General features: G+C 74.2%; 11 protein-coding genes. 6 read left to right on the top strand and 5 right to left on the bottom strand.

What is annotated here, in order from left to right:
• The first annotated feature begins 276 nt into the window (after positions 1 to 276).
• Together ABEA15_RS03070 and mobA are read left to right on the top strand one after the other, a co-directional pair.
• The gene (locus ABEA15_RS03070) at positions 277 to 1,464 is read left to right on the top strand and encodes an RtcB family protein (protein ID WP_345555385.1); all 1,188 of its coding nucleotides are present in this window, start codon (positions 277 to 279) and stop codon (positions 1,462 to 1,464) included.
• Positions 1,465 to 1,555: 91 nt separating this feature from the next.
• Positions 1,556 to 2,146 (top strand): molybdenum cofactor guanylyltransferase, encoded by a 591-nt coding sequence (gene mobA, locus ABEA15_RS03065; RefSeq protein WP_345555384.1) that lies wholly within the window; start codon positions 1,556 to 1,558, stop codon positions 2,144 to 2,146.
• A 57-nt stretch (positions 2,147 to 2,203) separates the two neighbouring features.
• Here mobA and ABEA15_RS03060 read toward each other — a convergent pair whose 3' ends face one another.
• The gene (locus ABEA15_RS03060) at positions 2,204 to 2,431 is read right to left on the bottom strand and encodes a hypothetical protein (protein WP_345555383.1); all 228 of its coding nucleotides are present in this window, start codon (positions 2,429 to 2,431) and stop codon (positions 2,204 to 2,206) included.
• Positions 2,432 to 2,876: 445 nt separating this feature from the next.
• On the opposite strand from ABEA15_RS03060, the gene ABEA15_RS03055 reads away from it, so the two are divergent.
• Positions 2,877 to 3,086, top strand: coding sequence for a dodecin (locus tag ABEA15_RS03055; protein WP_311545266.1), 210 nt, complete (start codon positions 2,877 to 2,879; stop codon positions 3,084 to 3,086).
• Positions 3,087 to 3,395: 309 nt separating this feature from the next.
• Here the strand turns inward: ABEA15_RS03055 and ABEA15_RS03050 are convergent, their stop codons facing one another.
• A complete protein-coding gene (locus ABEA15_RS03050) occupies positions 3,396 to 4,814 on the bottom strand; it encodes a metallopeptidase TldD-related protein (protein ID WP_345555458.1) in 1,419 nt (472 codons plus the stop codon).
• Between the two features lie 5 nt (positions 4,815 to 4,819).
• Positions 4,820 to 6,307, bottom strand: a complete 1,488-nt coding sequence (locus ABEA15_RS03045) for a TldD/PmbA family protein (RefSeq protein ID WP_345555382.1) — start codon at positions 6,305 to 6,307, stop codon at positions 4,820 to 4,822.
• 1,169 nt (positions 6,308 to 7,476) lie between these two features.
• On the opposite strand from ABEA15_RS03045, the gene ABEA15_RS03040 reads away from it, so the two are divergent.
• Positions 7,477 to 8,688, top strand: a complete 1,212-nt coding sequence (locus ABEA15_RS03040) for an MFS transporter (RefSeq protein WP_345555381.1) — start codon at positions 7,477 to 7,479, stop codon at positions 8,686 to 8,688.
• Between the two features lie 405 nt (positions 8,689 to 9,093).
• On the opposite strand, the gene ABEA15_RS03035 is transcribed toward ABEA15_RS03040, so the two are convergent.
• Positions 9,094 to 9,837: a VldE C-terminal domain-containing protein gene (locus tag ABEA15_RS03035; protein ID WP_345555380.1), complete on the bottom strand. Its 744-nt coding sequence runs from the start codon at positions 9,835 to 9,837 to the stop codon at positions 9,094 to 9,096.
• 362 nt (positions 9,838 to 10,199) lie between these two features.
• Between ABEA15_RS03035 and ABEA15_RS03030 the strand changes: the two genes are divergently transcribed.
• Positions 10,200 to 10,748, top strand: a complete 549-nt coding sequence (locus ABEA15_RS03030) for a flavin reductase family protein (protein ID WP_344145086.1) — start codon at positions 10,200 to 10,202, stop codon at positions 10,746 to 10,748.
• 173 nt (positions 10,749 to 10,921) lie between these two features.
• Here ABEA15_RS03030 and ABEA15_RS03025 read toward each other — a convergent pair whose 3' ends face one another.
• Positions 10,922 to 11,878 carry an AraC family transcriptional regulator gene (locus ABEA15_RS03025; RefSeq protein WP_345555379.1) on the bottom strand — a complete coding sequence of 319 codons (957 nt, stop codon included), beginning with the start codon at positions 11,876 to 11,878 and terminating at the stop codon, positions 10,922 to 10,924.
• 82 nt (positions 11,879 to 11,960) lie between these two features.
• Here ABEA15_RS03025 and ABEA15_RS03020 point away from each other — a divergent pair, with 82 nt between their 5' ends.
• The gene (locus ABEA15_RS03020) at positions 11,961 to 12,809 is read left to right on the top strand and encodes a Rossmann-fold NAD(P)-binding domain-containing protein (protein ID WP_345555378.1); all 849 of its coding nucleotides are present in this window, start codon (positions 11,961 to 11,963) and stop codon (positions 12,807 to 12,809) included.
• Positions 12,810 to 12,913 lie beyond the last annotated feature (104 nt).

The following is a 12,913-nucleotide window of genomic DNA, read 5'->3' as shown; positions in this document are numbered from 1 at the left end:
CGGGCCCGCGCCTGCGGTGCGGGAACTGCGGGGATAGGCCGGTGCCGGACAGCGGGTGAACCGATCGGGGGTGGCGGGGGTCCGGGGGCGCGCGGACAAGTGAGTCGGGCGGCCCCGGTCGGACACCGCGGCCGCGGCGGCCACGGGAACCCCGGCGGCGGGCCGGCGCGGGAAAACCGGTTGCCCGGGCCGGTGGCCCTCTGGCTTCATCAACGGGCACGGCCGAGCCTTCGCGCGGGCAGCGGGGTCGGTGGAGTCCGATGGAAGAGGCGCACAATGGCCTACACCGAGGTTCCCGGTGCGCGGGTGCCCATCCGCATGTGGGCCGACCCGGACACGGTCGATACCGAGGCCATGGACCAGCTGCGCAACGTGACGCGGCTGCCCTGGGTGCACGGCCTGGCCGTGATGCCCGACGTCCACTACGGCAAGGGCGCGACGGTGGGGTCGGTGATCGCCATGCGCGACGCGGTCTCGCCCGCGGCCGTCGGCGTCGACATCGGCTGCGGAATGACCGCGGTGCGCTCCAGCCTGTCGGCCGAGGACCTGCCCGACGACCTGGGGCGGCTGCGCTCGGGGCTGGAGAAGGCGGTGCCGGTCGGCTTCGGCGCGCACCAGCGGCCGGTCGACCCGCGGCGCGTGCACGGGCTGGCCGCCTCGGGCTGGGACCGGTTCTGGGCCGGGTTCGACGGCCTCGCCGAGCCGGTGCACCGGCGCCGCGAGCGTGCGACCCACCAGATGGGCACTCTCGGCGGCGGAAACCACTTCCTGGAGGTCTGCCTGGACGACGACGGCGCTGTGTGGCTCATCCTGCACTCGGGTTCGCGCAACATCGGCAAGGAGCTGGCCGAGCACCACATCGAGCGCGCCCGCCGCCTGCCGCACAACCGCGACCTGCCCGACCGCGACCTGGCGGTGTTCGTCGCCGGAACCCCGGAGATGGAGGCCTACCGGCGCGACCTGTTCTGGGCACAGGAGTACGCGCGCCGCAACCGCGACGTCATCCTGGGCCTGGCCTGCGGCGTGCTGCGCAGCACGGTGCCCGGCGTGCGGTTCGGCGAGCGGATCTCCTGCCACCACAACTACGTGGCCGAGGAGACCCACGACGGCGTGCCGCTGCTGGTGACCCGCAAGGGCGCCATCCGCGCGGGCAAGGGCGAGCACGGGATCATTCCCGGGTCGATGGCCACCGGGAGCTACATCGTCCGCGGGCTGGGCAACGCCGACTCGTTCGACTCCGCCTCGCACGGGGCCGGGCGGCGGATGAGCCGCAACCGGGCCAAGCGCCACTTCTCGCGCGAGGACCTCGTCGCGCAGACGGCCGGGGTGGAGTGCCGCAAGGACGCGGGCGTGTTGGACGAGATCCCGGGCGCCTACAAGGACATCAGCGCGGTCATCGACGCCCAGACCGACCTCGTCGAGGTGGTCGCCCACCTGCGCCAGGTCGTCTGCGTCAAGGGATAGCCGGGGCCCTCGCCGCCGCGGCCGCGCGCGGCCGCGGCGGCGAGGCGGGTGGCATGCTGGGGCGGGAGAGCCGGGGCGGGGAGGGGACGCTATGAGTGAGCCTGCGCCGTTCGACGCGGTGATCCTGGCTGGAGGCGCCGCGCGGCGCATGGGGGGCGGCGACAAGCCCGGTCTGGACGTCGGCGGCCTGAGCCTGGTCGAGCGTGTGGCCGCCGCCGTGGGCGATGCCGAGCGGCTGGTCGTCGTCGGCCCGCACCGGGAGCGCCCCGCCGCCCGCTACGTCCGCGAGGACCCGCCGGGCGCCGGACCGGTGCCGGCGCTGCGCGCCGGACTGCACGAGGTCGCGCACCCGAGCTTCGCGCTGCTGGCCGGGGACCTTCCGTTCCTCACGCCCGACGATGTCGGCGCGCTGCGGCGCGCGGCCCGCGGCCGCAGCGGCGCGGTGCTCGTCGATGCCCAGGGGCGTGTGCAGTGGCTGCTGGGCGTATGGCGCACCGATGCGGTGCGCGGCGCCCTCGCCGACTACACGGGACGCTCGCTGCGCGGCCTGCTGGGCCCGCTGGAGCCCCGCCAGGTCGCGGCCGAGGGCACCGCGGCGCGGGCGGCCTTCGACTGCGACACCCCCGAGGAGCTGGCCCGCGCCCGTGCGTCCGGCCGGGACGGCCCCGACGGACGCGGGTGACGCGCAGTACGGCGAGCACGGAGCGGCTTGGAGCGGCTCGGCCGCCCGGGACGCGCGCTAACCGGAGAAGTCGGCGACGGGGACGGTCTCCAGCAGGAAGCCGCGCACGTTCAGGAACTCGGCGAGGTAGCCGCGGTGCTCGTCGCAGGCCACCCAGGTCTTGCGGCGCTCGGGTGTGTGCACCTTGGGGTTGTTCCACACCAGCACCCACTCGGCGGGGGCGCGGCAGCCCTTGCGCGAGCAGTGCGGCGCTTCTTCCTCGGGCGCGGCCGGGCCTTCGGTCACCTGGTGCGCTCCACGTTCGCTCGACGTCCGGGGCATCCGGCCGCTACGCAAAGTACCGGCCGGCAGGCACGAAAAAGCGACGTCGGGTGGCTACGGGGGCAAACCACCCGACGTCGCAACCGGTGTTCCGACGGGGGCTCGAAACACCGCGTCAGCGCTCCGACGGGGGACCGAAGCGCTGGATCCCAATGTACACCGCACATCCCCTGTGTACGTCAAGACTTAGTTACGACGTGATCTCGGGAGAGTTCAGCGGCCCGGTGGTCCCAGGTCCCAAAACGTGAGCAATCCGGCATGGTTCACACGTGTTACGCAGTGCACCCATGATCGGGCAACGCGCCGGTTATCCGCGCGTCAAGCGGTCAGCGGTGTCCGCGTGCCCCGTTGTCCGCGGAGCGGGCGGCGGAGAGTGTGTCGGGAGACGTCCCAGGAGGAGGCAGTGCCCATGTCGCACAACACCTACCGCGTAAGCGAGATCGTCGGCACCTCGCCCGACGGCTTGGAGCAGGCCGTCCGCAACGGCATCGAACGCGCGTCGGCGACCCTGCGCCAGCTCGACTGGTTCGAGGTCACCGAGATCCGCGGCCACCTGGAGGACGGCGCGATCGCCCACTTCCAGGTCGGCATGAAGGTCGGCTTCCGCCTCGACGAGTAGCGCCCCGGCGACCGGGGACGGCCGCGCCCGCCGCGCCGGGCGAGGCGGCGCGGCGCCCAAGGCCCGGCGGGGCGTCGCGCCGTGCCGCGTACCGTCGGCTGCGCGTCGCCGCTGTGCTCGTGTGTGCCGCACCGCCGGGGCGTGCCGAGTTGTGCGCTGTCCGCTCCGGCTTCCGGCCATGCGGGGGCTTGGGCCCGGGGTGCCGGATGCGGGTGTCGGCGGGTCTCCGGCAGCGCCGCCGCCTGCGATGCGGCGCGGCCCGATGCGGCACGCGGACGCCGACGTTCCCGCGTGCCGCACCGGGCGATGCTACGAGGCCTGACTGACCGTGGACATGTTGAAGTCGGGGATCCGCAGCGGCGGCATGGCCGTGCGGGGGAAGCTGTCGCCGACCTCGCGTCCCAGGGTGGGGACGGTGGCTCCGGCCTGGGTGGCGCGGTCGAGCAGGGACACCGGCGACTCGTTGAACCGGAAGTTGTTCACCGCCCCGGTGACCTCGCCGTCCTCGACCAGGTAGACGCCGTCGCGCGTCAGGCCCGTCAGCAGCAGGGTCTGCGGGTCCACCTGGCGCACGTACCACAGGCACGTCAGAAGCAGACCGCGCTCGGTCTGGGCGACCATCTCCTCCAGGCCCGCCGTGCCGCCGCCGGCCTCCAGCACCAGGTTGTCGATGTGCGGAGTCAGCGGCAGCCCCGTCAGCTGCGCCGAACGCCGGGTCTGGGGCAGGGCCGCGAGCTTGCCGCCGGAGACCCACTCCGTACGGGTCAGCGGCACCCCGTTGTCGAAGGCGGTCACCCGCCGCCCCGCCGCGGGCGCTGCGATGAACGGCGCGCACTCCAACCCCGGGTAGGCGGGGTCGCTGAGCAGGGTCAGCGGCATGCCGGCGAGCCGGTCGCCGATCCTGGTGGCGCCGCCGCCCTCGCCGCCGGAGAACACGGTGCGGCCCTCGGCGGCGTCGCGCGCGGTGGCGGCCGAGTACAGGAAGTACATCATGTCGGCGACCGCGCTGGAGGGCATCAGGGTCTCGTAGCGCCCCGCCGGAAGGTCGACCCGGCGCCGGGCCCAGCGCACCCGCCGCGCCACCTCGTCCTCCAGCTCGGCCGTGTCGACGTCGGTGAAGTCGCGCGTAGCACGGCCCGCCCACGCCGAGTGGCCGCCGTCGGCGGAGGAGAAGGACGAACCGGTCTTGGCGTTCAGCTCCACCGTGCCCGAGGGCTGGTCGTGGCGCAGCCGCACCCCGGTGGAGCTGCCGAAGAAGACGGAGTCGACGGTGTGCTCGGCGTAGCCGTAGAGCCGGCGACCGCCCGCCGAGCCGCGCTCGAAGGCCCGGCCCAGCCCCGGCGCCAACCCGGAGAACACCGAGATGTCGGTGGTGGGCACCGGTGCGTCCCAGTCGGCGGCCTCGGGCACCCGGGCCTCGCCGGGCTCGAGGAGCGGCGCGGAGTCCTCGGCCGGCAGCGCCTGGCCGGCGGCCTCCTCGGCCGCGCGCACCAGGTCCTCCAGGTCGTCGTCGGCCCCGCCGGTGCGGGTGCGGGCCCCGATGGACACCCCCCGCCCCGAGGCGCTCAGCGCGATCACCGTGACCGTGCGCGATCTGGTGGCGCCGTTGGTGGTCAGCGAATTCCCGGCCCAGCGCAGGTTGGCTCGCGCGCTTTCCTCGACCAGCACCATGCAGCCGTCCGCGCGCGCCAGTTCCAGCACGCGCTCCACCACCGCCTGGGGAGTCATCCCGCTCACTGCCCTGCCTCCTGCACTGTGTTGAGGACGCGGATGCCGGAGAAGACCGCCGTGGGGCAGCCGTGGCTGACCGCGGCGACCTGGCCGGGCTGTCCCTTGCCGCACATGAACGAGCCGCCGAGCTCGTAGGTCTGCGGCCCCCCGAGCGCGCGCATCGCACCCCAGAAGTCGGTCGTGGTGGCCTGGTAGGCCACGTCGCGCAGCATCCCGGTGATCCGGCCGTTCTCGATCCGGTAGAACCGCTGGCCGGTGAACTGGAAGTTGTAGCGCTGCATGTCGATGGACCAGCTCTTGTCGCCGACGATGTAGATGCCGCGCTCGACGCCCTCGATCAGCCCGTCGGTGGAGGGCCCGCGCGGGTCGGCGGCCAGCGAGACGTTGGCCATGCGCTGGATGGGCATCGTGGCGGGGGAGTCGGCGTGGGCGCAGCCGTTGGAGGCCGTGTAGCCCTGGAGGCGGGAGATGCGGCGGTCGCGCTGGTAGCCCACCAGGACGCCGTCGCGCACCAGGTCGAAGGACGTGGTGGCCACGCCCTCGTCGTCGTAGCCGATGGTGGCCAGGCCGTGTTCGACGGTGCGGTCGCCGGTGACGTTCATGATGTCGGAGCCGTAGCGCAGGCTGCCCAGCAGGTCGGGTGTGGCGAACGACGTCCCGGCGTAGGCGGCCTCGTAGCCCAGCGCCCGGTCGAGCTCGGTGGCGTGGCCGATGGACTCGTGGATGGTCAGCCACAGGTTCGAGGGGTGGACGACCAGGTCGTAGTCGCCGGGATCGACGCTGGGCGCCGCCAGCTTCTCGGCGAGCAGCTCGGGCAGCGGGTCGATCTGGGGCTCGACCTGGGCGAGGTACTCCCAGCCGCGCCCGACCGGCGGGGCGACCGTGCGCATGCTGTCGAGCACACCGCCGCGGGTGGCGAACGCCTCGGCCTCCGGTGCGATCCGCACCCGCTGCTGGGTGGTGGTCGTGCCGGCGGTGTCGGCGTAGAACTTCTGCTCCTTGACCGCCAGCACGGAGGCGTCGACGTGGTCGACGCGGCTGTCGTCGAGCAGGCGGCGGCTCCAGCCGGCCAGGGTGGCGGTCTGCTCGCGCGGCCCGACATCGAAGGGGTCGACCTCGTAGGAGGAGACCCAGGTCGCGTCGGAATGGGCGGGCTCGGGGGCGAGCTCGATGCGCTCGGTGCTCGCCGCGGACGAGACCGCGGCGACCTTGACGGCGCGCTCGGCGACGGCGGCCGCCGAGTCGGGGCTCAGCTCGGTGGAGGCGGCGAAGCCCCACACGCCGTCGTGCACGACACGAACGGCGAAGCCGAGGGTGTCGCTGTCGTACTCGCTGTCGAGCTCGGCGTCGGTGAGTGTGAGGTAGCGGCCCCGGATCCGCTCCAGGCGGAAGTCGGCGTGCTCGGCGCCCAGGTCGCGGGCCCGCTGCAGCGCCGCGTCGGCGAGCCGCCGCATCGGCAGGGCGAGGAAGTCAGCATCGATATCAGGCACGCTCGCCAACTTAGCGAGCCACCGGGGCCCGGTGCCAGCAAGAGTCCCCTTGTGTGGACGACGCCGCGGCGACGGCCCCGCCGCTGCCGAACCGCCTCCTTGGGGCCGAAGCGGTGATCCCCGCCGGGGCCCTCGGCCGCCTCCCGGTCCGCGTGGCCGAGGGCCGCCTGGTCGCGCGTGGCCGCGGCGGCGCGCGCGTGGGGACCGCCTGCGATATTCCGCTGTGCCGATGGACGCGGCCCGTCGGCCGCTGTATCTGCGTGGTCTGGCGCGGTGCGTTGTCGGCCGCGGGCGGGGTGGCTCCGACTGGGTCGTTCCGGGGTGGGCGGGAATGCGGATGACGGGGGCGACCGGACAGCGGGGACGGGGGGTGTGGTCTCAGCGGCCCGGTGGCTTCGGCGGTGCGGAAGGACGGGGGTGAGCGGGGGAGTCGGGAGGTTGGGAAGGCGGGGAGAGGCGGGAGGAGGCTCCCGGCGGCGCTTTCGCGCCGGATGCGGAAACGCCCGCGGCCGCGCTTCCCCGCGCTTCGGACGTTCTCCCGCCGCCCTCCGGCGGGCTCGCGCCCGGTCCCGCAGGCGTTCGCGCAAGGGGGCCTCGGACGGCGCGGCGCGCCGTCGCGCGGCACCGGGCGACGGCCGCGCGCGGGGTGTGGCACGCGACACGGAAAGCGGAGCGTTCGCAGGTCGCATAGGGGATTTTCGCCCTGTTAGCGTGGATTCGCCGCACGGTCGAGACGGTCCGCGTCCGCGGGCCGACCGGGCGGCTTCACCCCTTCGGCGCGGAGGCCTCCGCGCCGGAGAATCCTGAGACGAGGCGGCGCACACGCGTGCGTCGTCCACGGGCAGCGACGTCCCGACTCGGTCGGCCCCTCGGCCGAGCGGAACGCATCGGACCGTGTCCGCGCCGCGGCGTTCTCACACACCCCGTATCCGCATATCCGCAACCGGTGCGCAGCCCCGGCAGCCCACGCCCGAATCCGACCGCCTTGCGCGGCACGGACCCCGGGTCCGTTCGTCCTGCCCGGAAACCGGTGGCTCGTCGGCGCTGAACCGTCGGCTTGTTCGGCATGCCCGAATACCGCCGGCCCCAACGCGGCGGCGGTGCCGTGCGCTCCCAGCGGATGCGTCGCGCCTTCCACCCGTCGTTCTCCACTGTCCGCAGGAGCCGCCATGCCGGTGAGGATCCTCTCCCTCGCACTGGGTAATTTCGCCGTGGCCACCGGTGCCTACGTCGTCGCCGGAATGCTGGCCGACGTGGCCTCCCATACCGGCGTGGCGGTCTCTGCGGCCGGGCAGCTCGTCACCGTCTACGCGCTCACCTACGGCGTGGCCGCGCCGGTGCTCTCGGCGCTGTTCGGGCACAGCGACCGGCGGCGACTGCTGGCCGCCGCGCTCGTGCTGTCGGCCGTGGGCAACGTGCTCACCGCGCTCGCGCCCGGATTCGCCACCCTGGCGGCCGCCAGGGTGCTCGCGGCCGTCGGAGCCGCCCTGTACGCCCCCGCCGCCATCGTGATGGCCGCCGACCTGGCACCGCTGCACCGGCGCGGCAGCGCCGTCGCGCTGGTGGTGACCGGGTCCACGCTGGCCACGGTGCTGGGCGTGCCCGCCGGGGTGATGCTCGCCGGCCCGCTCGGCCACCAGGGGGTCTACGCGGGCATCGGCCTGCTGTGCGTGGGCGCGCTGGCCACTCTGCGGGCGCTTCCCCGCAGCGGCGGCGTGCCCCGCGTACCGCTGCGCACCGGGTTCGGCGCGCTGAAGGGCGTGCTCGTCCCCGCCGTGCTCGCCGTCTCCCTCCTGGCCTCCGTCAGCGACTTCGCCGCCTACACGTTCGCGGTCCCGCTGCTGTCGCACGTGGGCGACCCCGCTCCCCAGACGGTGAGCGTGCTACTGGTGGTCTACGGCGTCGCCGGGTCGCTGGGCAACACCGGCGCCGGCTGGGTGACCGACCGCATCGGCGCCCTCTGGGCGATGCTCATCGCGCTGACGCTGCTGGGCGCGGGGCTGGTCGCGCTGCCCCTGGTCGGGGGCTCGGTCATGCTCACCGGCGCGGCGCTGGCCCTGTGGGGCCTGGGCGGCTGGGGCATCCTGCCCGCCGTTCAGGCCAAGCTGCTCGACGCGGCGCCCGAGGCCGCCGGCTCGGTGGTGGCGTTCAACGTCTCCGTGGTGTGGCTGGGCATGGGCCTGGGCGGAATCGTCGGCGGCGGTGTCATCGAGGCCGCCGGGATGAGCGCGCTCGCCGTGGCCGCCGGACTGGTGGCGGTGGCCGCCCTCGCCCCGCTCGCGGTGGCGGCGCGGGCCGTGCGCACGGCAGCACGGGGCGGCGCCGACGGCGCCGCCCGGCAGGCGCCGGCGGACGGGCACGCCGTCTCCGCCGGGCGCTGAGTGCCCGGAGCACGTGCCTCGCGGCGGACGCTGGACCGGTGACTGCGCGCTGGCGACGTCGATGTCCCCTGCGTGCGGCTGCGCCGGCGGTGCCGACTCGCACCGGCGGGTCCGGGCTCCGGCGTGTGCTCAGTCGGTGTGGAAGGCGGTGATGACGGGGCCGAGGATCGCGGGGTCGCGCAGGCGACCGTGGCCTCGGCGGGGGCGCCGAATCGGCTCGCCGGCCCGCGCCAAGGGCTGCTCGGCAGGGGCCGGAACGTGCTGACCCAGCGGCTGCGCGCGGGGGAGGGGGCGGGCGCGTCGTCCCGGCTGCGGGCGCCGCCGCCCGCGGCCGGGACGGTCGAGGGGCCGACCGCCTTCCGCGCCGGTTCCTACCGGCTTTCGACGCCCACCGGTGCCGCCGATTCACGCCTCCCAGACGTCCACGTGGACGTGGTCGAGGTGGCGCAGGATCGCGTTGTCGGGGTCGGGGGCCTGGTAGGGCCACCAGCCGCCGCGTGAGCCGCGGGAGTTCCAGATCTTGTCGTCGAAGATCACGTTGGCGACGTGCAGCTCCTCGGCGTGGGCGACCATCCAGTGCGCCAGCAGCCACCCCTCGCGCCTGTTCTCCTCGCTGACGGGGCGGTAGAAGAAGTCGATGGCGCGGCCCTCGTAATGCGCGGAGTCCGCGCCGTGCCCGCTGGAAACGCCGCCGGGCTCGTAGCCGCCGACGCTCATGGTGCCGAACACCTCGGTCACGGAGTCGAGCACCTCCTGGGCGCGCGGTGTCAGCCCGCTCTCCGTGAGGTCCTGCTCCTGCAGCCCCTCGGGCGAGGAGGCACGGCAGGTCAGACTGGGACCGGGACCGGCGGGAGGGCCGTCGCGCAGCCGCCTGAGCACCGCGCTGTCGATACCCGGGGTGTCGGGCGCCTCGGCGCCGCGGGCCCGCAGCGCCACCGCCGTGGTGGCCAGGCGCGCCTCCTCCAGCGACAGCATGACCGTGCCGTCGGCGGTGTCCACCGAGCAGGGGTCGGCCCACGGTAGGGCTGTTCCGTCGATCCCCGCGCGCGCCAGCAGCCAGGGGCCGACCGCTGCCAGCCCGCCTCCGCACAGGGCCAGGACCGCCAGAATCACCAGGACACGGCGGCCCCGGGAGGTGGGAGTGGGCATATTCCGGACTTTAGTCGGCCTGGTGGGCGAAGTCGCGCTCCAACCGGTTGCGGCGCGTCACCGGCGAGCCCGAGCGGGGCTGGTGGAGGCCCCCAACGTGCGGGCTTCCGCGGAGCATGCGGGTCCATGCCCGGTGTTTCGCTGTGAGCGAAACCGGCCACCCCCGGTGACCTCCCTCCGACCTCGTGCTCCGCCGGTCCGGCCCGAGGCCGCCGACCCCGCCGTGTGAGAACCTGCGCACATGAGGAGTTCCGCGGGAATAGCGCGCCCGCACGGGAGGCTGACCGGACGTAGGACGTCTGCGACGGCGGCCGAGGGCGTACGCCCACCACGACGGCCCGGACCACGGATGGAGGCGCGCGTTGCGCAGATCGGCGGAGGCGGAAGCCGGCTCGGAGCCCGGGAGGTCGGGGCGGCTCCCGCAGGAGGGCGCAGTCGCCGCTGACGGGTTCCGCCGCGTCATGGGGGCGCACGCCGCGGGCGTGGTCGTGGTGACCGCCGAGGCGCCGCACGGCCCGGTCGGGGTCACCGCCACCTCCTTCACCAGTGTGAGCCTGGACCCGCCCCTGGTCTCCTTCTACATCGGCGACGGCTCCTCGACGTGGCCGGGCCTGCGCGAGGCGCCCTGCTTCGCGGTCAACATCCTCGGTGAGCACCAGCAGGAGGTCGCCTCGCGCTTCGCGACCCGCGGCGTCGACCGGTTCGCCCCGCCCACGCGCTGGCAGCAGGGCCCCGACGCCCTACCCCTGCTGCAGGGCGCGATCGGCCACCTGCTCTGCCGCAAGCACGACGTGCTGGCCGTCGGCGACCACTGGCTCGTCGTCGGCCGGGTCGCCCAGGCCCGCGTGTCGCCTGAGGCCGATCGCCCGCTGCTTTATCAGCGGGGGCGCTACGGGAGGTTCTCGGCCTGAGAGCGCCCGGCAGACGGTGGTCGGCGCAGTCGGCGGTCGGCGGGTCGGGTCGGGCGGCGGTCGGGTACGGGTGAACCCGGCGGCGACCTCTCCTTTTCCTTCGCGGCTCGCCGTGGCTCTTCCGGTGGGTGCCGGTGAGCGTGGGCGTCCGACATGGGTGGCCCGACCGGCGGTCACGACCGGTTGCGGTGGCGTTGCGGACTGATCCCGCGGGCTCGTTTGAACGCGGCGCTGAACGCGAACGCGCTGCCGTAACCCGTCTGCCGGGCTATGGATTCGATCGTGGCGTCGGAGTTCTCGAGGAGATCGGCGGCCAGGTCGATCCGCCGTTCGGTGAGGTAGGCCATCGGCGGGATGCCGGCGAGGTCGGCGAAGCGGCGGGCCAGCGTCGCTCGCGAGACCCCGGTCCGCCCGGCGAGCCCGGCCACGGTCCAGGGACGGTCCGGGTGGGCGTGTATGAGCCGCAGGACGGGTCCGACGACGGGATCTTGGTCTGCCCGGTACCAGTGTGGCGCTTGGGCATCAGACCGGGTGAACCGTGCGCGGAGGACGGCGACCAGCAGGAGGTCCAGAAGCCGTTCGAGGACGAGGTCCTGACCGGGCTCGTTGCGTACGGTCTCCTCGGCGAGTAGCGACACCAGCGCGGACTCGCCGTGGGCGGCCCCGGGGACGACCAGAAGCGGAGGCAGCGCGCTGAGCAGGCGCGCGGCGATCTCGCCCGGTCGGCGGTACTTGCCGATCAGCAGCACCGACGAGCCGTCCGCGCCGTCATCACCGGTCCGCATGCCGTTGGCCCAGGTGCGCACCCCCGTGTCCGCGACCTCGGCCGGTTCCGCACCGGCGGGGGTCGTCCGCCGGGGGCCGGGCCGAACGACCACCTGGGTCGGAGTACGTGGATCGTCGGCGAAGCTGAACGCGTCGGGGCCGCGCATCACCGCGATGTCGCCCGGTTCCAGCCGGACCGCACCGCCGGCACCGGGGACCACCCAGGGCGTCCCGCTCAGGATCGCCACGACGTTCAGCGGCGCCCGGTCGCGTACCTGTACCGACCACGGCGAGCTCTGGATAGTCCGTAGCACGAACGCGCCCCTGGCCCTGGCGCCGTCGAGCAGGATCGACAAGGGGTCCACCGGAGCAGTTTAAGACGCACCCTTATGGACCTGCGAGCCTCGATCATGGCCTTCGGCCCGGCGCTGCGGTGGACTGCGGATCATGACACCTACTGCTCAGACGACCTTGGTCCTCGCGGGGACGGGCAAGACCGGACGGCGCGTCGCGTCCGGACTCCTGGCGCACGACGTTCCGGTACGGGTCGGCTCACGGCGCGCCGATCCGCCCTTCGACTGGCAGGACGACACCACGTGGGAACCCGCGCTGCACGGCATCGACGCGGCCTATGTGGCCTTCTATCCTGACGCGGCGTTCCCCGGAGCGGCCGCAACCGTGGGCTCCTTCGCGGACCTGGCAGTGGACTGCGGCGTCCGGCGCCTCGTCCTGCTCGCCGACCGCGGTGCCGGCGAGGCCGAGCGGTGCGAACAGGCGGTGCGGGACTCGGGGGCGGAGTGGACCGTCGTGCGGGCGGGGTTCATCACCCAGAACTTCAGCGAGGCGTTCCTCGCTGAGTCGGTCCGGGCCGGTGTGGTCGCGCTTCCGGCCGGGGGCGTCGCGGAACCGTTCACCGACGCCGAGGACATCGCGGATGTCGCCGTCGCGGCGCTGACCGGGAACGGCCATGGCGGCCGGATCCACGACGTGACCGGACCGCGACTGCTCACTTTCGCCGAGGCCGTCGGCGAGATCGCGCGGGCGGCCCGCAGGGATGTCCGCTATATGCCGGTCACACCCGAGCACTTCATCTCGTCTGTGACCGCACGAGGCGTGCCGGCCGAGTACGCGACGCAACTGGCCGGCCTGATGGCCGAGGTCTTCGACGGGCGCAGGGCCGCCGTGACCGACACCGTCGAGCGCGTTCTCGGCCGCTCGCCCCGCGACTTCGCGGAGTATGCGCACGAGACGGCCGCAACCGGCGTCTGGGACACCCGGGCTGGGTCCAGCGGGTGAGCCTGACGTGCGCGGGCGGGCAGCGCACACCTCGACCGGACCCGGTGAACCACCGGCGGGCATGCTCGCCGGCGCCGGGTTCGAGCGCGCGCCGCTGGAGCATC

The sequence above is a fragment of the Streptomonospora halophila genome (genome assembly GCF_039542725.1).
GTDB classification, from domain to species: domain Bacteria; phylum Actinomycetota; class Actinomycetes; order Streptosporangiales; family Streptosporangiaceae; genus Streptomonospora; species Streptomonospora halophila.
Note: the sequence above shows the minus strand (reverse complement) of the source record. Positions and strands in the feature narration are given on the sequence as shown.